This is a genomic window from Paenibacillus hubeiensis, assembly GCF_032334105.1.
In the GTDB taxonomy this organism is placed as follows: Bacteria; Bacillota; Bacilli; order Paenibacillales; family Paenibacillaceae; genus Paenibacillus; species Paenibacillus hubeiensis.
On sequence record NZ_JAVYAE020000006.1, the window covers coordinates 296,048 to 317,170 of the forward strand.

Below are 21,123 nucleotides of genomic sequence, written 5' to 3' on the forward strand. Positions count from 1 at the left end.
CATAGCATCATCTATATCCAAATCAACCAACGACCGTAAACCCTTACTTGCCCAGACAGAACTGGGAAAAAATCTGATCAATCAGCGCGTCATGCGCCGTATCGCCCACGATTTCGCCAAGCTGTTCCCATGCCAGACGCACATCGATCTGGATCATGTCGATCGGAATCAACTGTTCGGCGGCTTCGAAAGCATCGATCAGCGATTGTTTCGCCTTTTTGAGCAGGGCGATATGCCGCACATTGCTCACATACGTCAAATCCGAAGACTCCAGCTTGCCGCTGAAGAACAAGGTAGAGATCGCTTCTTCCAAACGATCCACGCCCAGATCATCTTTGACCGACATCGGCACAAGCCGTTCCTCCGGAATGTAACGGAGCAGCACATCTCGCTCTACCTGAGGCGCCAAGTCCATTTTATTCATAATGACAATGGATTGTCTACCGCGGATTTGTTCCAGCAATTCGATCTCATCCTGATGCAGCGACTCCGCCGCATTGACGACCATCAGCAGCAGATCCGCCTCATTCACCGCAGAACGTGAGCGCTCGACTCCAATCTGTTCAACGACATCCATTGTCTCACGGATCCCCGCCGTATCCAGAAGCTTTAGCGGGATATTGTTGATTGTCACATATTCCTCGATGACATCGCGGGTCGTTCCCGGAATGTCGGTGACGATCGCGCGATTATCCTGAGCCAGCGCATTCAGCAGAGAGGACTTGCCCACGTTCGGCCGCCCGACAATGGCGGTCGTAATGCCTTCACGCAGTATTTTCCCTTGTTCGGCCGTTGCAAGCAATTGATCAATTTCATTGATGACCAGACTGGATTTTTCCTTGATAAAGTCGGCCGTCAGAGATTCGACATCATGCTCCGGATAATCGATATTCACTTCGATATGGGCTAGTGTCTCCACCAACGTATGTCTAAGATCCCTGATTTTTGTCGACAGCTTGCCTTCGACTTGTTTCAAAGCGACCGAGAAAGCGCGATCGGACTTGGAACGAATCAGGTCCATAACCCCTTCCGCTTGCGAAAGGTCGATCCGTCCATTCAGGAAAGCCCGCTTCGTGAATTCGCCGGGTTCGGCCAGACGAATGTCCAGCTGCAGCAGCAGGTCCATGACCCGTTTGACCGACACGATGCCGCCATGGGCGCTGATCTCCACGACATCCTCTGTCGTAAAGGAACGCGGTGCCCGCATGACGGTAACCAGCACTTCCTCCACCTTTTCGCCACTGGCCGGATCGATAATGTGACCATAATGTACGGTATGAGAGTCTGCCTGAGACAAAGGCGTTTTACTCCGAAAAATCTTCTCCGTCTCCGTAACCGAGTCCGGGCCGCTCACGCGAATGACCGCTATGCCTGCTTCGCCCAGAGCCGTTGATATCGCTGTGATCGTATCGCTGATCATTGCTCATCTCTCCTTGATCTATTTCAAATTTCGTCCCACAGGACGCCATGGAATTTCGTTTTATACGTAAATGCAAAAGCTTATTAGTACGAAAAAAGCAATGGCTTCTGCACCGGGCAGGAAGCCATTGCATCCTCAATGTCATGTTATTTCGTCGTAATGACCACACGCCGATTCGGCTCTTCACCCTTGCTGTACGTCTTGATCTGCGGGTGGTTTTGCAGCTTCGCGTGAATCACCTTGCGCTCGAGCGGCGGCATCGGCTCCAGCATGACTTCCTTGCCGGTCCGAATGGCTTGTCCAGCAAGACGCTCAGCCAGATCTTCCAGCGTTTTACGTCTGCGCTGGCGGAAGTTTTCCGCATCCAGCACAATGCGCACGAAGCTCTCCGAATAACGATTGGCAACAATGTTCGTTAAATATTGAAGGGCATCCAGCGTTTGTCCACGTCTTCCAATAATCATGCCAAGGTCTTCCCCGGCAATGTTGAACAGGTGTCCATCCCACTGTTTCTTGATGCTGACCTCAACGCTAAGTCCCATACCTGCTGCGACTTCCTTCAAAAAAGCAGCCGCTTCCTCATAGGGATTTTTCGCCGCGACGTCCTCAGGCGTTACATCCGCGCGGGGAGCATTCACGACTGGCTCGCTCGGCTGTGGTGGTGCCTCGGGAACAGGCAGCAGCCTGACTTCAACCTTGGCCGGTTTCACCCCGATCAAGCCCAGGAATCCTTTTGACGGCTGTTCTAACACTTGTATCTCGACCTTGTCCCTGCTCACGCCGAGTTCGGCCAATCCTTGGTTTACAGCATCTTCAATGGTTTTTCCTGACGTAATGACTTTGGTCATTTCGATTTTTTGGCCCCTTTCGACCGTTTGCCAGAGACGGTTGCCTTGCCGCCATTTTTGCGTTTAGCCCCGTTGTTGGAGCTGCTCTGCTTCACGTTCACCTCGGCTACGGCTTTGTCGTTATTCCGGTAAAGGAAGAAGTTTTGCACGATGGTGTAGATATTGCTGTAGAACCAGTACAACGGCAATGCCGAAGGGAACTGGTAGGACATGACAAAAATCAGGATCGGATATACCCATAACATGAATTGCATCGGTCCAACCTGCTGGGCCGGATTCATGCGCATCATCATCCAGGTTTGGACCCAAGTCGTGATCGCTGCCAGAATCGGCAAGATGAACAAGTGGTCCGGCGCTCCGAGCTGCAGCCATAAGAAATCATGCGTTCTCAGACTGGAGTTGCCGTAAATCGAGTTATAAAGTGCGATGTAAATCGGCATCTGAATCAGAAGCGGCAGACAGCCTGCCATCGGATTAACCTTGTTTTCCTGAAACAGTCGCATCGTTTCCTGCTGAACCTTCTCAGGTGTATCTTTATACTTTGCTTGAATTTCTTTCAATTGCGGCTGAATTGCCTGCATGGCCTTGGAACTGCGAACCTGTTTCATCGTCAGCGGCAGGATCAATGTCCGTACGATAAGCACCATCACAAGGACGGCCAGTCCATATTCACCGTTAAACCAGTTGGCAAATGTATCGAGCGCCAATGAGAACCAATACACTACATTGCTTTGCCAGAAAGATTCACTGTTCCTCAAGTCTTCCGTTGTTACACCGCTCCCTTGCGGAGTACATCCGGCGAGTACGGCGACCATTGCAATGACTGCAATAAGGAGAATCCACTTCCCCTTTGATGTCTTCAATCGCGACACTTCATAACCCCTCTCTTAACCATTCCATTCCACCGTAAATCATACCATATTCAGGAGGACAAATAAACCGAATACTATCGCTTGCTTGACTTCAAGAGGCTGCCCTTGCGCAAGACATGCAGCACGCTTTTTTCCATCTCCTGATAAGACATGGCCAAGGCTCCCTTTCGCACGATGAAAATCAGATCCATCTGGGTCACGATTTCCTGCTCGTGCCGTCTGACAATTTCCTTCACCATGCGTCTCATTCGGTTGCGAACGACAGCATTCCCGATTTTTTTGCTGCAGGACACTCCGACCCGGAATTGTTCGGTATCTTTACGGCGGCAGCCATACACTACGAATTGATGATTGGCGAACGATTTTCCATACCGGTATACGCGGTTAAAATCCGCCCGGTTTCGTAAACGCAGTCTTTTGTACACGGCGCTTCTCCTTGCTATTCTCCACCGTCCAACTTGACGGGGCTCCATTACTGATTTAGTATAGGCTTTCTTGCGTGGCGGTAAACCGCCGGAGCACAACTTGTTATATATGAAAAAGTACGTCGCACCGATGCCTGATCATACACGCCTGCGCCTAAAGCTGCGTCTCTCGCAATCTTTGGTTGGCTGCTGACTCCGGCTGCTTATGCTCTTGATATATATAAGGAAGTTTCCCGTTATCTTGTCGTGCATTGCATGAAAATCGGTTTAGCTTTGTAATGAAAAAAAAGACCACCGAAGTGGTCTTCTCATGCATTAAGCACTCAGGACTTTACGGCCTTTCAGGCGACGTGCAGCCAGAACTTTACGTCCGTTTTTTGTGCTCATTCTTTTACGGAAACCATGAACTTTTTTACGCTTGCTTACGTTCGGTTTGAATGTAGGTCTCAATGTATTGCACCTCCTTACAAGGAAATACTTATGTGATGAATCATTTTCATCTTCACAGAAAACACCTTTATATATTTAACCACGTCCCCATGCAAAAGTCAACTGAAAACGTATCCCCTCTTCCTCTTTTTCAAAAATATAGAATGATCCTCTCGCAAAAAGTTATCCCCAGCCTATGAGCAGGACCGTATTCTCCAATCCGATTCGATTTATCCACACCCGCGGAACGGATCAGCTTCATTCCCTTCGGCCTGGTTATACACATGTGGATAATCTTTTGTCCAGCTTCTTTTCTTTTTGCTTCAATATTCTGCCGTATTTTTTGATGATCTGTAATTTTCCGGGATTGAACTGGTTATGCTATCGTAGAAGCTTGAAATTTAATGTATTCGCTTTAATGTTCAGGTTTACAAGCTTTTGCGAAAGGTGTAGCATAAATAATGAGCTTGTATACAAGTATACTTATCGATGTCGTAAAATGTCTTTCGTGCCAAGATCGCTTCAAAAAGTCAGCGGTCCTCCGGTTGTGTTATGATCAGTATGGACGCATTCGGACTGCCTGCAAGTGGAAGTCTGTCTCGTGTACTCAAGAACTGATTATATTATAGGAGCGTTAGCCATTATGCAGTTTCCTTCTTCCTGGCTGCAGGGAGCTTCCCGCGGGGAAGCGATTGCCTGCGAATTGAGGTTGCGCATCATCAGCGGGGAACTCCGCCCCGGTGAAACATTGTCGGAAAACCGGATTGCCGCTGATTATGAAAGCAGCCGTTCTCCAGTGCGCGAAGCATTGCGTACACTGTCGAATGAAGGCTTGATTCGACTGGAGCGTATGGGCGTGGTTGTGCTCGGTTTGAAAATCAGCGATGTTGAAGAGCTATATGACGTCCGTTTTTTGATCGAGAGCTTTGTGCAGCAACGGTTGGCGAACAATGTACCCGTACAACTGCTGACGCAGCTTCGCAATACGATTGACAAAATGGAACTTGCCGGACGGCACAGGGACGCCATTGAGTTTGCCCATCAGGATCTGACTTTTCACGAGGCGATCATTGAAGCGGCCAAGCACACCCGGATCTCCCATTTATGGAAAAGCATCCGATACGTCGTCATGACGGTGATGCTGCTTACGACCCGCAGGGTTTTCGCTCAGGGCGAACAAAAAATAAGCGATGTCATTCATAAGCATCGCCTGCTCCTCAAGGCACTTGAATCGGGGGATAAAGAACAGATTCAAGCCGGGGTCCGCGCCTACTTCAAAGATTCGGGCAAGACGCTTCACGAAAGCTTTGAGTCATGATCGGCGATGTATCGCGCTTCCTTTAAACGGCACACGAAGGTCCCCGTAAGCATAACGTTGCTTTTACGGGCGGCCACAATCATTCTGCAGGGGAATGGTTGGACATTTACTTGTCGACAAGTATACACAATGCGATTTCCATTCATCCTCGGGGTCCATTGTAAGCGTTATATAAACATAAAAAGGAGCATACACCATGAGTACTCTTTTTGGTCTATCCCATAATGCCACCTTGTTGGTATGGACATTGATTGCGATCGTATTCCTGATCGTGCTGATCTCCAAATACAAATGGAACCCGTTTATAACGTTGATGCTGTCGGCCCTGATGCTTGGCTTGCTTGCCGGCATGAAACCGGCTGACGTGATTTCATCCATTACCGGCGGATTGGGCGGCACGCTCGGAACGATCGCCATCGTTATCGCGCTCGGCACCATGCTGGGCAAAATGATGGCAGAGTCCGGCGGTGCCGAACGCATAGCAACGACGCTTGTCGACCGCTTCGGGGTGAAGCGGGTACACTGGGCGATGATGATCGTTGGTTTTATCGTCGGCATCCCGGTGTTCTTTGAAGTCGGGGTTATTCTGCTTATTCCGATCATTTTCACGGTTGCCCGAAAAACCGGCATGTCCCTGCTTCAGATCGGCATTCCGATTCTGGCCGGACTTTCGACCGTACATGGTCTCGTTCCACCCCATCCCGCTCCAATGATCGCGATTGACGCGTTCAAGGCAGACCTGGGCAAAACGATTTTGTACTCCCTGATCGTCGGCATTCCGACGGCCATTATCGCCGGTCCCTTGTTCGGGAAGTTCATCGGCAAACGTATTCAACTGGAACCGCCGACCGAACTGGCCGAGCAATTTTCCACCAGCAAAACCGACCGATTGCCTGGGTTCGGGATCACCCTGTTTACAATCCTTCTGCCTGTTATTCTGATGCTGATCGGGTCGATTGCGAACATTGTGGACCCTGAGGGTACTAGCTCCTTCACGGTTTTCTGTGAATTTATCGGCCATGAGGTCATCGCGTTGCTTATTTCCGTCGTGTTCGCGCTGTTCTCCCTCGGATTCGCACGCGGGTTCAATAAACACGACATTTCCCGGTTCACCAGCGAATGTCTGGCTCCGACAGCTACCATCATTTTAATCATCGGTGGCGGCGGCGCGTTCAAACAAGTACTGATCAACAGCGGTGTGGGCAATGCCATTGCTGAAGTGGCCACGCATGCCCACATCAATGTCATCTTGTTCGCCTGGCTGGTTGCAGCCCTCATACGCGTAGCCACCGGTTCGGCCACGGTTGCCATGACGACTGCCGCGGGCATTGTAGCCCCGGTTCTGGCGCTCACGCCAGGTGCAAGCATTGAGCTGGTCGTGCTCGCTACAGGTGCCGGTTCCCTCGTCCTGTCTCATGTGAATGATGCCGGCTTCTGGATGATCAAGGAATTTTTCAACATGAGCGTTGCGCAGACCCTCAAGACGTGGACCGTTATGGAAACACTATTATCTGTTGTAGGCTTGATCTTTATCTTGATTCTGAGTACGGTGCTGTAAAGCACCTGCTCAGATTCGTTTTATTTTTAGGGGAAAAGAGGTTTAAATCATGAGTAACTATATGATCGGAATCGACATCGGCACCACCAGCACCAAATCGGTATTGTTTACGGAGCAAGGTGCCGTTGTTAGTACGTGCACACAAGAATACCCGCTGTATACGCCCGCGCCTGACGTAGCCGAGCAAGATCCGGAACAAATCGTACAAGCTGCCGTCCGTTCCATTCGCGGGGTCATGGACGAAAGCGGAGTCTCCGCAAATGAGATTCTGTTCGTATCTTGCAGTTCAGCCATGCATAGCTTGATAGCGATGGACAAGGATGACAAACCGATTACCAACTGTATCACCTGGGCAGACAACCGGAGTGCTGCTTGGTCCAGCAAACTGCAGGAGAATGGCGTAGGCCATCGTATCTATCGTCGTACAGGTACGCCAATTCATCCCATGTCACCGCTGACCAAGCTGATGTGGCTTCGCCACGACGAACCAGAGCTGTTCCAACGTGCCGCCAAATTCATTTCCATTAAGGAATATTTGTTTTTCCGTTTATTTTCTTCATATATCGTGGACTACTCCATCGCATCCTGCACAGGTCTGCTGAACCTGGAACAGCTGGATTGGGACGCAGAGGCGCTTGAGCTGGCCGGAATCACTCCGGATCGTCTGTCCCGCCTCGTACCAACAACACATACTATAGAGGGAATGCATCCGGAGTGGGCTGAAAAAACGGGACTCTCCCTCTCTACTCCTTTCGTCGTCGGAGCAAGTGACGGCGTGCTGTCCAATCTCGGCGTCAATGCCATCGAGCCCGGAGTCGTGGCAGCCACGATCGGCACCAGCGGCGCGATCCGCACCGTCGTCAATCGCCCTGTCACCGATCCGAAAGGCCGTACCTTCTGTTATGCCCTGACCGATAACCTGTGGGTTGTAGGTGGTCCCGTGAACAACGGCGGCATGCTGTTTCGCTGGGTACGGGACGAGTTTGCCGCTTCGGAAGTAGAAACGGCGAAACGTCTCGGCATCAATTCGTATGACGTGTTAACCCGCATCGCCGAACGTGTCAGCCCAGGATCGGAAGGGCTGCTGTTCCATCCGTACCTTTCGGGCGAGCGTGCCCCCCTGTGGAATCCGAATGCACGAGGTTCCTTCTTCGGGCTCACCCTTCATCACCAGAAGGAGCATATGATCCGCGCTGTGTTGGAAGGGGTTATTTTCAACCTGTATACCGTGCTGCTCGCTATGGAAGAACAGATCGGGCACCCCTCCTCCATTCAGGCTACCGGCGGATTTGCCCGTTCCCCGCTCTGGCGGCAAATGATGTCCGACATCTTCAATCAGGAAGTCGTGGTGCCCGAAAGTTTCGAAAGCTCCTGCCTCGGCGCCGTGGTTCTCGGTCTTTACGCAACTGGCCGTGCGAAGTCGCTTGATGTCGTCGCCTCCATGGTAGGCACAACGCACAGACATAGCCCTGTGCCGGAAAATGCAGCTATTTATCGCGAGCTTCTCCCTCTTTTTATCCGCATTTCGCGCAAACTGGAGGAGGAATATGCCGATATTGCAGAATTCCAGCGCAAACACTCTGTTCTGAAGGAATCCAAGTAGGACTCCTCCCTCTTAATAAGCTAAAAGGCAGCACCGCGGACCGTTGGTCCGCGGTGCTGCTTTTTTTCCTCCATATCAACGTGCCAGGCCACATCCGTGTTGAGCATCTGGCCTGGCATGACGCAATGATGCACTCCGTCGACGACAAAAGAGTTCACTTTAAAAATCCCATTCAACATCAAAGGACATCTTTTGTGCCTCTGTTTATCCACAATAAAGTTATTCACAAAATAGAAGCCCCATTTACGCACACTCGCCAAATTCCGCCGGATAACCTGTGAATAATCACATTTAGATTTTTAGGGCTTCATGTCGAAAATTAAACAAATTATAAACAATATATAGTGTTGTGATTAAAAATTATACACAAGTTATTGAATTTGTGGATAAAATCTCGCGATACATTGAAATGCCGGGCTTCTTTTGCTATGATTGTATTACTTTTGGATGTGAATATGTGATCTGAACCATAATATTATCAACAACCTGTGGATAAAGTTGTGAACAATTTTCCGTTGTTCATTCTTTTTTTGTTTTCGGCTTGCGGGAGTTTGGGGATAAATGCAACATTATTTCTCGTATTTCGACACTGCAACATGGCTTAAGCCACACTTGTAACATGTAAAAGGAGTGACAGTCTGTGGACAGCCATACTTCCGACTTATGGCAGCAAATCTTATCAATCATACAAAGCAAGCTCAGCAAACCAAGCTTCGATACCTGGTTCAAGGCCACCAAAGCAACCAAGCTGACGGACCAGACCATCGTCATTTCCGCGCCAACAACGTTTGCCGTCGAATGGCTGGAGAGTCGTTACACCAAATTGGTCGGCTCGACAGTATACGAATTGCTCGGCAAACAAGTCGACGTGAAATTTGTCATCGAAGAGAACAAGCCGGCTGAACCGGATCCGCAGCTTCCTGCACCAACACCTACCGTTGTACAAGAGGAAGCTGTGCTTAGCATGCTTAACCCCAAATATACATTCGACACTTTTGTCATCGGACCAGGCAACCGGTTTGCCCATGCCGCATCGCTGGCGGTCGCTGAAGCGCCCGCCAAGGCCTATAATCCCCTCTTCCTTTATGGAGGCGTTGGATTGGGCAAAACGCACTTGATGCATGCGATCGGACACTATGTTCTAGAACATGACCCAAGCAGCAAAGTGGTTTATTTGTCATCCGAGAAATTCACCAACGAATTTATCAATTCCATCCGCGACAATCGCGGGGAAAGCTTCCGCAACAAATATCGTAACGTGGACATCCTGCTTATAGACGATATTCAATTTTTGGCGGGAAAAGAATCGACTCAAGAGGAATTTTTCCATACGTTCAACGCGCTGTATGAGGAGCGGAAACAGATTATCATCTCCAGCGACAGACCGCCAAAGGAAATTCCGACATTGGAGGAGCGCCTTCGCTCCCGATTTGAATGGGGTCTGATTACGGACATCCAGCCTCCGGATCTGGAAACGCGGATCGCTATCCTGCGCAAGAAGGCCCGCGCGGAAAACCTGGATATCCCGAATGAAGCGATGATGTACATCGCCAACCAAATTGACACGAACATCCGCGAGTTGGAAGGGGCTTTGATCCGGGTCGTAGCCTACTCATCGCTGACAAACCAGGATGTCACGTCCCATCTTGCTGCCGAAGCCTTGAAAGACATTATTCCATCCAGCCGTCCTAAAATGATCACTATTCAAGACATCCAACAAAAGGTCGGGGAATACTACAACCTGAAGCTCGAAGATTTTAAAGCGCGGAAGCGAACCAAGGCCGTTGCCTTTCCGAGACAAATCGCCATGTATCTCTCCCGCGAATTGACCGATTTTTCGCTGCCGAAAATTGGCGAGGCTTTTGGAGGAAGGGACCATACCACTGTCATTCATGCGCACGAGAAAATCTCCCAATCCATTAAAAGCGATCAGGAGCTCTATAAAGTTATCAACAACTTAACCGAAAAAATTAAGAACCCAACCTGAACAAGTCCAAAGCCTATGCACAACGTGTACACATGTGGATAGGCTTAATTTTATGGGTTTTAACACACTTATCCACATATTCAGTGCCCCTATTACTATTAATACTAAAAAGATTTAAAATATATCTTCTCCTAAACAGACAAGTCGAAACAGGCCTATCGGCCTTTTGAATAACCGTAGCCCATCACTTGACCACCTAATGCACACACCCAAAAAATCCGTCAGGAGTGAAACCATGAAAATCAGCATAATGAAAAGCTATTTGAACGAGTCCATACAGCATGTATCCAAAGCGATCTCCAGCCGTACAACGATTCCGATCCTGAGCGGGATCAAATTCGACGTAAATCATCAAGGCGTCACGTTGACGGCAAGCGACACTGATATTTCGATCCAATCCTTCATCCCTCTTGAGGATGGAGATCGCAGCGTAGTTCAAGTCGAGCAGCAAGGAAGCGTCGTGCTGCCTGCCAAGTTTTTTGTCGAGATCATCAAAAAGCTGCCTTCGCAGGAAGTTCACATGGAGGTCAAGGAAAACTTCAATACGTTTATTTCAGCCGGAGCTACCGAAATCCAACTGGTCGGCCTTGATCCGGAAGAATTCCCTGTATTGCCAAGCATCGAGGAGAATCAAACCGTATCGATTCCCGGCGATTTGTTGAAAAACATGATCAAGCAAACGGTATTCTCCATTTCCACTCATGAAACCACGCCTATTCTTACAGGGGTGCTTTGGAGCCTGGCGGATAACGAGTTGAAATTTGTGGCAACCGACCGCCACCGTCTTGCCACCAGATCGGCAATGTTGGATAATGCAGAAGGCGTTCGTTTCAGCAATGTCGTTATTTCGGGAAAAACGCTGAACGAGCTGAGCAAAATCGTGCCGGACCAAAACACGCTTGTGGATATCGTTGTCGCTGATAACCAGGTCCTGTTCAAAATCGACCGGGTGTTGTTCTATTCCCGCATTCTGGACGGAACATATCCCGATACTTCTAGAATTATTCCGACTTCGTACAAAACAGAACTTGTTCTCGATACAAAAAAATTGAGCGAGTCGATCGACCGCGCATATTTGCTGTCCCGCGAGGAGAAAACGAATATTGTGCGCATGCAGACGATGGAGAACGGATCGATCGAGATTTCTTCCAGCTCCTCCGAGCTGGGGAAAGTAAGGGAAGAGATCGAGCCAGCCGAATTCACCGGCGATCCGCTCAAAATTTCGTTCAACTCCAAATATATGCTCGACGTACTGAAGGTTGTGGAAAGCGAGCAGCTGATGATAGCTTTTACCGGCGTCATGAGCCCGATTATCCTCAAACCGATGGATGACAGCCATAGCTTGTATGTCATTCTGCCTTACCGTACGACGAACTAACGAAAGGAAGATTCCTTTGAAACGAGTGACCATTCGTACAGACCGTACGGAATATATCAAGCTTGACCAGTTTCTGAAACTCGCTGACTGCGTCCCGACCGGAGGTATGGCCAAAGCGTTGCTTCAGGAAGGGCTTGTGAGTGTGAACAATGAGCCGGAGGAGCGCCGGGGACGGAAGTTATACCCTGGGGATATCGTTGAGGTGGACGGAGAAGGCACTTTCGAGGTTGCCGCGGAATAAAACGATGTGCTCCTGATGCCTCCTGATGAACGGAATCACAAGGGAGGGTAACGCGTGTTTGTCAAAAGCATAGATCTGCAGCAGTTCCGCAATTACGAGCATCTGAGACTGGATTCGTTCGGTCCGGTGAACCTGCTGATCGGGCAAAATGCCCAAGGCAAGACGAATATGGCCGAGGCTATATTTGTCTTGGCCCTTACCAAAAGCCATCGCACGTCCCGGGATAAGGAGCTGATCCGTTTCGGGGAAGAACGTGCCCGCTTGTTTGCTGAGGTTGACAAAAAGTATGGCGGGGTCCAACTGGAACTGTCGCTGTCCCAACAAGGCAAGAAGGCGAAGATCAACGGCCTGGAGCAGCGCAAGCTTAGCGATTTTATCGGGGCGCTCAATGTGGTGATGTTTGCTCCCGAGGATCTGGAGATCGTCAAAGGAACACCGGGGGTTCGCCGCCGGTTTCTTGACATGGAGATCGGACAAGTGGCACCGGGTTACCTCTATCATCTGCAGCAGTACCAGAAGGTGCTCGTGCAGCGGAACAATCTGCTTAAACAGCTGTGGGGCCAGGGCGCTTCCGCCCAGACGATGTTGGACATCTGGAACGAGCAGTTGGCCGAGCACGGTGTTAAAATCGTCAAAAAAAGGAAACAATTCATAAAGAAACTGCAAAAGTGGGCCGAAACGATTCATCAAGGCATCACCGGCGGCGGAGAAGTGTTAAAACTGGCATATGTGCCATCATTCGGCGAAGCCGCCGAGGAAGATGAAGCTGTTTTAATGGACCAATTTATGATAAAATTATCACAAATGAAAGAGCAGGAGATTCGCCGGGGGACTACGCTGAGTGGCCCGCATCGGGATGACCTGTCCTTTTTCATTAACGATCGGGAAGTGCAAACATATGGTTCGCAGGGACAACAGCGCACAACCGCATTGTCCCTTAAACTTGCAGAAATCGAACTGATCCATGAAGAAATCGGAGAGTACCCCGTCCTGCTGTTGGACGACGTGCTGTCCGAGCTGGATCCTTTTCGCCAGACGCAGTTGATCGAGACGTTCCAGAGCAAGGTGCAGACCTTTATTACGGCTACCGGAGTCGAGAGCCTGAACGTTGACAAGCTCAAGGATGCCAGTATTTATCACGTTCATGCCGGACAGGTTGAACGCTAGGGAGTGAGGGTGCCATGTACATTCATCTGGGCGGCGAGAAAATTATCCGTTCTTCCGAGCTGGTTGCTATTTTTGATATATCGATTGAAAAATCCTCAAAGATTTCCAAGCAATATGTTACGCATGCAGAGCAGGAAAAAACGGTGGAACACATCGGCGAAGAGGAAGCCAAGTCCATCGTGGTAACCAAAAACATTGTGTACTACTCGCCGATTTCATCTGCTACGCTCAAGAAGCGGGCGCACATCTTTCCGGACCTATGACATGTGCAAGCAACACGAGCGTTGCCTCCCGTTCCTTGGTTTTATTATGTTTAACGCATATTTAGGATATTGAATCTATAGAAGTAGGTGAAAGGCATGTCTATGAATCAACCGTCATATGATGCGAATGAAATTCAGGTCCTTGAGGGACTGGAAGCCGTACGGAAGCGTCCGGGGATGTACATCGGTTCTACCAGCGCCAAAGGTCTGCATCATTTGGTGTGGGAAGTAGTGGACAATAGTATTGACGAAGCACTTGCAGGATACTGTGACCATATCGAAGTGACGATTCATGAAGATAACAGCGTTACCGTCGTGGATAACGGGCGCGGAATTCCGGTCGGTGAGCATGCCAAAATGAAACGCCCTGCGCTTGAAGTCGTCATGACCGTACTTCACGCTGGCGGTAAATTCGGCGGCGGCGGTTATAAGGTATCGGGCGGTCTGCACGGTGTAGGGGTATCGGTCGTTAATGCCCTGTCCGAGAAAGTGGTCGTGACCGTTAAGCGTGACGGTCATATCCACCAGCAGGAATATCGCCGCGGTGCGCCGCAGTACGATCTGAAAGTCATCGGCACGACGGATGAGACGGGAACGACGGTTACGTTCCATCCAGACCCGGAAATTTTTACGGAAACGACCGTATACGACTATGAAACGCTGCTGACTCGTATTCGGGAGCTTGCTTTCTTGAACAAGGGAATCGGTCTTACGCTCACCGATGAGCGCACGGGGGCAACCAACTCATTCCTGTATGAGGGCGGAATCATCGAGTACGTATCTTTCCTCAACCAGAAGCGGGAAGTGCTTCACGAGAATCCGATTTACGTTGAAGGCTCACGCGATAATATCCAGGTAGAGGTGGCGTTGCAATACAACGACAACTATACCGAGAACATTTATTCTTTTGCCAACAACATCAACACTCATGAAGGTGGAACACACGAATCCGGATTCAAGAGCGCCCTTACCCGGATCATTAATGACTATGCACGCAAAACAGGCGTTATCAAGGACAGCGCGAGCAACCTGTCGGGCGATGACGTACGTGAGGGCCTGACTGCCATCATTTCGGTCAAAATCCCTGAACCGCAATTTGAGGGACAAACGAAAACCAAATTGGGCAATAGCGAAGTGCGCGGTGTCGTTGAATCCCTCTTCTCGGAGAAGCTGCAGGAGTTCCTGGAAGAAAACCCTTCTGTATCCCGCAGAATCCTGGAAAAAGGTCTGCAGGCTGCACGCGCTCGAGAAGCTGCGCGCAAAGCGCGTGAGCTGACCCGGCGCAAGGGAGCGCTTGAGGTAAGCTCCTTGCCAGGGAAGCTGGCGGATTGCTCCTCCAAGGATGCTTCCATCAGCGAACTGTACATCGTCGAAGGGGATTCGGCGGGCGGATCGGCCAAACAAGGCCGGGATCGTCATTTTCAGGCCATCCTGCCATTGCGCGGTAAGATCCTGAACGTCGAAAAGGCGCGCCTTGACCGGATTTTGGGCAATGCAGAGATTCGGGCCATCATAACGGCAATGGGGACAGGAATCGGCGACGATTTCGATATTTCCAAAGCACGTTATCACAAAATCATTCTGATGACCGATGCCGATGTCGACGGTGCGCATATCCGGACACTATTGTTGACATTCCTGTACCGCTATATGCGCAAGATTATCGAAGCGGGCTATGTATACATTGCCCAACCGCCTTTGTTCAAAATCGAACGTAACAAGGTCATTCGCTACGCAGGTTCCGAGAAGGAACGTGATGAGATCATTGCAAGCTTCGGCGAGAACGTGAAAGTCAACGTCCAGCGTTATAAAGGTTTGGGCGAAATGAACGCAGAGCAGCTGTGGGAAACGACGATGGACCCTGAGAGCCGGACGATGCTTCAAGTATCCATCAATGATGCGATGCTTGCTGACGCCATGTTTGATACGCTGATGGGCGATAATGTCGAACCACGACGCGATTTCATTCAGGAAAATGCAAAATACGTTAAAAACTTGGACATTTAATTTCGTTGATTGCGAACGGCTTAATGACAAGGATATGGGGCGCCTGATGGCGCCCCTTTCACTTTGTGGTCATATAATCCGGTGGTGGCGTGCAATAGAGCAGACAGTCACTGTTTTTTGGACTTAGCGGCACTTGTTTTTAGCTGGCGTATTTGGCGGGCTGGCTTTGATTTTTTGGAAGGCAGTCTGCCATATGCGATGGCATAACGCTTAATCTTACGGTAGGTTTCTTTGTCGGGCAAAAGGCCGAATGCATAAATGCCGGGAAGTGTGTTGACTTCCAGAATCCAGGGTTGACCCGATGGGTCCAGCGCAATATCAACGCCGATTTCTTTGATTCCGGGGTAGTACTTCCTCAGTTGCCGTGCAATCAGGACCCCTAGGATATTCAGTTCGTTGCGAAGCTGCTGATAGCGCTTTGGTGTGAAGTGAGGTTGTACGAGTTCCGCGAAGGTTGCGAGGCGTCCGCCGCCGTGAATGTTGGTTATGATTTTGCCGGGGGCGGCGACCCTGCCTAAGATACCGGTCGTTTCCCAGTTTCCTTTCAAGTTTTTTTGCGTCAGCACCCGGAGGTCGAAGGGCAAATCCTCATGTTTGAGCAGGGGGATGCCTTGCTGGATGATGTAATCATGGTTTTTGATCCGTTTTTGCAGTGCCGAATCCAAATCGTCCAGACTGTGATATGAAAACTGTTCCGTACCATGTTGCAGCTCGTAAGCAAAGGTTGGGAGTGCGGAGATTTGGGCTTGGAGGATTTCGGAATTTCCCTCGATTGTGGACAATTCGGACTGTCCGACGGCTTCATCTCCAGCAGCATCATGTCGGAAATCCTGAGGAACTTGGTAGGTACGAAGCGCTTTGACTCGCATAACTCCATTCCCATAGGTGCCACGATCGGGTTTGATATAGTTCGATTCAAATAAATTTAACATTTGTTCCAGGGTCTGGCGACTATATTGGCGGGTGACTGGAATATATGGGGCTATACCATGGTTACGCCGTAAAACTGCTGTCTTGGCCCATTTGCTGGAGACGCGCTGGATACTCAGAGGGCATCGTTCCTTTCTGTTGTAATCAGAATCGCGTGCAGGCAGAATTGCAGAGAAATCAAAGGACAATTGAGGATTTCAATGGTATAATAGAGAAATATGGCGTTTTGTGCGGTTTGCTGCACAATTTGCAGTTTAGTCTTGTGAATGGGAATGGCGAATGCCTGATGGAAGCAGTATAACTGCCGCTTTTTCTAGCATTGTATGTACAAATGCCGAGGAAGTAAGGGCTAACCCCCAAACTACCCCAAGTTCCCGGAAAAAGGCTAAAACCCAGCGGACGTTTAATTGTGTAACTTTTGTGAAAGTAATATAATAAAGAGTAGCGTTTTTGTGCGGTTTTAGCCTTGTTATGCTTTTCACATATAGTGATTGAATGGATTTGGAACGTTTGTTGAAGGTCAAGAAGGAGGTCCAGCATGGCGGAAGAAATGAACTCGCAGATAAAGGATCGGGATATTGGCGTCGAGATGCGTGAATCGTTTATGGACTACGCGATGAGCATCATCGTTAGCCGCGCGCTTCCTGATGTGCGTGACGGATTGAAGCCGGTGCACCGGCGGATTTTGTACGCAATGTCAGAGCTAGGCATGACACCCGATAAACCGCATAAAAAGTCGGCCAGAATCGTCGGAGAGGTCATTGGTAAGTACCATCCGCACGGAGACTCGGCTGTATACGAAACGATGGTACGGATGGCTCAGGATTTCTCTCTTCGCTACATGCATGTCGATGGTCACGGCAATTTTGGTTCGGTAGATGGCGATATGGCGGCTGCCATGCGTTATACCGAGGCACGCCTGTCCAAGATTGCGATGGAGATGCTGAAGGATATCAATAAAGATACGATCGACTTCCAACCAAACTATGACGGCGAAGAAAACGAGCCGGTTGTTCTGCCTGCCCGTTTTCCAAACTTGCTTGTCAATGGTGTAGGGGGGATCGCCGTAGGTATGGCGACCAACATTCCTCCGCACAATCTGGGTGAGGTTATTGACGGCGTACAAGCGATGATCAAAAACCCGGATATTACTTCGATGGAATTGATGGACTACATTCAAGGGCCGGATTTCCCGACGGCTGGTTACATCATGGGCCGTTCCGGTATTCGCCAAGCTTATCAAACGGGCCGCGGATCAGTGACCATGAGGGCGAGAACCAACATTGAGGAACATAACAACAAGGCCCGCATTGTCGTTACGGAAATTCCGTATCAGGTCAACAAGGCAAGACTTGTTGAGAAAATTGCCGAGCTGGTGCGTGACAAAAAAATCGACGGCATTACCGATCTTCGGGACGAGTCGGATCGTAACGGGATGCGTATCGTCATCGAGCTACGCCGCGACGTGAATCCAAACGTTGTGCTTAACAATTTGTACAAGCATACAGCGATGCAGTCGACTTTCGGGATCAATATGCTGGCCATCGTGAATAAAGAGCCGAAAATTCTGAATTTGCGCGAAGTGCTCTATCACTATCTGCAACATCAGATTGAGGTTATCCGTAGACGGACCCAGTTTGAGCTTCGGAAGGCTGAAGCCCGTGCACACATTCTCGAAGGATTACGCATTGCTCTTGATCATATCGATGAGATCATTGCGCTGATCCGATCTTCGGCGACGGCCGATGCGGCAAGAGAAGGTTTGATTGAACGCTTCGGACTCAGCCATGACCAGGCGCAGGCGATTCTTGACATGCGTTTGCAGCGTCTGACAGGTTTGGAGCGGGAACGCATTGAGAACGAATACCAAGAACTGATGGCCAAGATTGCCGAGTATCGCGAAATTTTGGCGAATGAGCATCTCGTTCTCGACATCATCAGCACAGAGCTGGAAGAGATTCGCGAGCGCTTTTCCGATGATCGCCGTACCGAGATTACGATTGGCGAGGAAAGCATTTTGGATGAGGATCTCATTCCTCGCGAAGAGGTCATCATTACGATCACCCACACGGGCTATGTGAAACGTCTTCCTGCGTCGACATATCGCAGCCAGAAGCGCGGCGGACGCGGCGTGGTTGGCATGGACACAAAGGATACGGATTTCGTGGAGCATCTTTTCGTGACCAACTCGCATAACTATTTGATGTTCTTTACCGATAAGGGTAAAGTATACCGTCTTAAAGCTTATGAAATTCCTGAACTTGGCCGTACGGCACGTGGAACACCGATCATCAACCTGATCCAGATCGAGCAGGGAGAATCAGTCAACGCGGTAATTCCGGTGCAGGAATTCGAAAGTGACAAATATTTGTTCTTTGCCACGCGCCAAGGGGTTGTGAAAAAGACGCCGCTTGAGGACTATACCAATATCCGCAAAGGCGGTCTGATCGGTATTTCCCTGCGCGAGGACGATGCCTTGATCGAAGTGAAGCTGACCGATGGGCAGCAGGAGATCATTATGGGGACAGCCCACGGAATGTCGATTCGCTTCTCCGAAGAGAATGTTCGTTCAATGGGTCGCAGTGCTACCGGTGTCAAAGGGATCACGCTTGAAGGCGATGATGCCGTTATCGGCATGGACGTTGTCGATCATGATCTGGACGTACTCATCGTGACTGCCAAAGGTTACGGCAAACGGACTCCGGTTGCGGATTATCGTATTCAGACCCGGGGCGGTAAAGGGATCAAGACGATTAATGTTACCGATAAAAATGGCGAAGTAGTCAGCCTGAAAATGGTTAAGGATGACGAAGACTTGATGATTATCACATCCAGCGGCACGCTTATTCGTACAAGCATGGATGGCATCTCCACGATGGGGCGTTACACCCAGGGCGTGAAGCTGATCAATATTCGTGAAGAAGACGATGCGGTGGCTACCGTCAGCCGAATCGACAAAAATGAAGAAGAACCGGACGAGCAAGAACTCGAAGGATTGGAGGGCACGGATGCCGATAGCGAGGCAACTGCCCCGATGGAAGATTCAAATGCTGACACGGAAAACGATCCTTCCGATACAGAAGCATAAAACGGAATAAACATGGATGAAGAGCCCTGCATAAGGGCTCTTTTCTTTTATGCTCTGATCTAGGCAGATAATGTACAGCAGCATAGCTGTGCGGAGAAAATCCTTAGAATATGGGATGTACAAGCCCGTTTGCTCAGTAATATAATGGGGAATATCATGCGATCCGGGACTATGGTCATACAAAATTCATAGATAAACAACGAGGGGATAAATATGGGACTAATTACCGTGTCTGAGGCCAAACCAGGCTTTAAACTGGGAAGTGACGTGCTTACTACGCGCGGAAACGTGTTGTTGCCGAAAGGCAAGGTCATCTTACCAAAGGATATTGAAGTGCTAAAAGCTTTCATGATACATAAGGTCGAGATCGAACAGGCGAAAACAGGTGCAAATGCTCCGACCTTCATCCCGAACGAAACAGAAGATCCAATCCTGAACGGAAAGAATGCTGAGCGGCCAGTTTCGGATGGAGGAGCAGCTTCAACTGTGCAGTCTTCTTTACAGGATGAGTATGAGAAGATGGTGAATTTGACTAAAAGTGCTTTTTTGGCCTCTATTGCTGCCGAATTGCCAATATATGAGCTTCGTACGCAGTTGGAATCCTTGCTAGGATATATTAAGCAGTACAATCCGCTAACCTTCAGTCCGAGAAATATGATGGATCACGATTATGTATATCACCAAGCGGTGTTAAGTGCAATGACCTCCTACCAATTGGCTCAATGGATGGATCTTCCGTCCAAAGACTGGATGCAAGTAGCTTTTGCAGGGTTATTCCATGATATAGGAAACAGCAAGGTCGATCCTCAAATTTTGCATAAACCAACGACGTTGACAAGCTCGGAACAGGAGGAAATCCGACAGCATACGAAATATGGGTATCAATTGCTGAAGCAGGCAAAAGCGATTAATGAAGGGGTCAGGCTTGCCGCTCTCCAGCACCATGAAAAAGTGGACGGATCGGGTTATCCGCTACAGCTGAGTGGCAGCCAGATCCATGTATATGCGAAGATTGTTGCCATAGCGGACATTTTCCATGCGATGACACTGGAGAAGGTTTACCGCAAAGCCCAGTCTCCTTATTTGGTGCTCGAGCAGCTCCAAAGCGAAGCGTTCGGTAAGTTGGATCCGGCGATTGTAAATGTTCTGGTTCAACGTTCAACGCAAATTCATAATGGAGTAAGAGTAAAGCTAAGCAACCATCAGATTGGTGAAATTGTATTTTCGGATCGGGATCATCCCACGCGCCCAATGGTTTCTGTGGAGGGCAACATCATTAATTTGATGCAACAGCGGCAGCTACATATTCAGGAGGTTATTGGTTGAACTGAATCCTGGACAAAGCACGATGAAGAAACTAGTCAGGTTATAAAGTGTGTTTCTTTATCGTGCTTAAGTTATGTATCTTCTGCTGCCACCATAAATTTTATTCGAAATATTATTAAAAAAACACTTGCATAATATTTATGTACATGGTATATTCTAAATCCGGCCAAGAAAACACCGAGAAACATGGTGCGGCAAGCAAAGCAAATAAGCTTCGAAAAAAGAAACTTAAAAAAATGCTTGCAAAGTTGGTTCGGATGTGA

17 protein-coding genes are annotated in these 21,123 nt (G+C 49.3%); 11 read left to right on the forward strand and 6 right to left on the reverse strand.

The window, feature by feature from the left end:
• Window positions 1-43: 43 nt before the first annotated feature.
• The 5 genes from mnmE to rpmH all read right to left on the reverse strand — a co-directional run bounded on the left by mnmE (window position 44) and on the right by rpmH (window position 4,015).
• On the reverse strand, window positions 44-1,420 hold the full coding sequence (mnmE, locus tag RSX24_RS18245; protein WP_343261394.1) for a tRNA uridine-5-carboxymethylaminomethyl(34) synthesis GTPase MnmE: 1,377 nt from the start codon (window positions 1,418-1,420) through the stop codon (window positions 44-46).
• A gap of 146 nt (window positions 1,421-1,566) precedes the next feature.
• Entirely contained in the window at window positions 1,567-2,268 is a 702-nt protein-coding gene (gene jag, locus RSX24_RS18250) for an RNA-binding cell elongation regulator Jag/EloR (protein ID WP_343261395.1), read from the reverse strand.
• Window positions 2,265-3,140, reverse strand: a complete 876-nt coding sequence (locus RSX24_RS18255) for a YidC/Oxa1 family membrane protein insertase (protein ID WP_236413684.1) — start codon at window positions 3,138-3,140, stop codon at window positions 2,265-2,267. The genes jag and RSX24_RS18255 overlap by 4 nt, the downstream gene beginning before the upstream one ends.
• Window positions 3,141-3,214: 74 nt before the next feature.
• On the reverse strand, window positions 3,215-3,565 hold the full coding sequence (rnpA, locus tag RSX24_RS18260) for a ribonuclease P protein component (RefSeq protein ID WP_236413685.1): 351 nt from the start codon (window positions 3,563-3,565) through the stop codon (window positions 3,215-3,217).
• Between the two features lie 315 nt (window positions 3,566-3,880).
• Window positions 3,881-4,015 carry a 50S ribosomal protein L34 gene (gene rpmH / locus RSX24_RS18265; protein WP_019914530.1) on the reverse strand — a complete coding sequence of 45 codons (135 nt, stop codon included), beginning with the start codon at window positions 4,013-4,015 and terminating at the stop codon, window positions 3,881-3,883.
• Between the two features lie 622 nt (window positions 4,016-4,637).
• Between rpmH and RSX24_RS18270 the strand changes: the two genes are divergently transcribed.
• From RSX24_RS18270 to gyrB, 9 genes are all read left to right on the forward strand, one after another.
• Complete coding sequence (locus RSX24_RS18270) at window positions 4,638-5,312, forward strand: GntR family transcriptional regulator (RefSeq protein WP_343261396.1); 675 nt, start codon at window positions 4,638-4,640, stop codon at window positions 5,310-5,312.
• Window positions 5,313-5,508: 196 nt separating this feature from the next.
• Window positions 5,509-6,870, forward strand: a complete 1,362-nt coding sequence (locus RSX24_RS18275; RefSeq protein ID WP_236413687.1) for a GntP family permease — start codon at window positions 5,509-5,511, stop codon at window positions 6,868-6,870.
• 49 nt (window positions 6,871-6,919) lie between these two features.
• Entirely contained in the window at window positions 6,920-8,473 is a 1,554-nt protein-coding gene (gene gntK, locus RSX24_RS18280) for a gluconokinase (protein ID WP_236413688.1), read from the forward strand.
• Between the two features lie 640 nt (window positions 8,474-9,113).
• On the forward strand, window positions 9,114-10,460 hold the full coding sequence (dnaA, locus tag RSX24_RS18285) for a chromosomal replication initiator protein DnaA (RefSeq protein ID WP_343261397.1): 1,347 nt from the start codon (window positions 9,114-9,116) through the stop codon (window positions 10,458-10,460).
• Window positions 10,461-10,695: 235 nt separating this feature from the next.
• A complete protein-coding gene (dnaN, locus tag RSX24_RS18290) occupies window positions 10,696-11,838 on the forward strand; it encodes a DNA polymerase III subunit beta (RefSeq protein ID WP_236413690.1) in 1,143 nt (380 codons plus the stop codon).
• 16 nt (window positions 11,839-11,854) lie between these two features.
• A complete protein-coding gene (gene yaaA, locus RSX24_RS18295) occupies window positions 11,855-12,079 on the forward strand; it encodes a S4 domain-containing protein YaaA (protein ID WP_343261398.1) in 225 nt (74 codons plus the stop codon).
• A gap of 54 nt (window positions 12,080-12,133) precedes the next feature.
• Window positions 12,134-13,246 carry a DNA replication/repair protein RecF gene (gene recF, locus RSX24_RS18300; protein ID WP_343261399.1) on the forward strand — a complete coding sequence of 371 codons (1,113 nt, stop codon included), beginning with the start codon at window positions 12,134-12,136 and terminating at the stop codon, window positions 13,244-13,246.
• Between the two features lie 14 nt (window positions 13,247-13,260).
• Window positions 13,261-13,509, forward strand: coding sequence for an extracellular matrix regulator RemB (gene remB, locus RSX24_RS18305; protein WP_017691405.1), 249 nt, complete (start codon window positions 13,261-13,263; stop codon window positions 13,507-13,509).
• 96 nt (window positions 13,510-13,605) lie between these two features.
• Entirely contained in the window at window positions 13,606-15,516 is a 1,911-nt protein-coding gene (gene gyrB, locus RSX24_RS18310) for a DNA topoisomerase (ATP-hydrolyzing) subunit B (protein ID WP_236413696.1), read from the forward strand.
• A 107-nt stretch (window positions 15,517-15,623) separates the two neighbouring features.
• On the opposite strand, the gene RSX24_RS18315 is transcribed toward gyrB, so the two are convergent.
• Window positions 15,624-16,613 carry a YheC/YheD family protein gene (locus tag RSX24_RS18315; protein ID WP_343261407.1) on the reverse strand — a complete coding sequence of 330 codons (990 nt, stop codon included), beginning with the start codon at window positions 16,611-16,613 and terminating at the stop codon, window positions 15,624-15,626.
• 371 nt (window positions 16,614-16,984) lie between these two features.
• On the opposite strand from RSX24_RS18315, the gene gyrA reads away from it, so the two are divergent.
• Together gyrA and RSX24_RS18325 are read left to right on the forward strand one after the other, a co-directional pair.
• Window positions 16,985-19,534 carry a DNA gyrase subunit A gene (gene gyrA / locus RSX24_RS18320; protein WP_236413700.1) on the forward strand — a complete coding sequence of 850 codons (2,550 nt, stop codon included), beginning with the start codon at window positions 16,985-16,987 and terminating at the stop codon, window positions 19,532-19,534.
• A 213-nt stretch (window positions 19,535-19,747) separates the two neighbouring features.
• The gene (locus RSX24_RS18325; protein WP_236413702.1) at window positions 19,748-20,860 is read left to right on the forward strand and encodes an HD-GYP domain-containing protein; all 1,113 of its coding nucleotides are present in this window, start codon (window positions 19,748-19,750) and stop codon (window positions 20,858-20,860) included.
• Window positions 20,861-21,123: the final 263 nt, after the last annotated feature.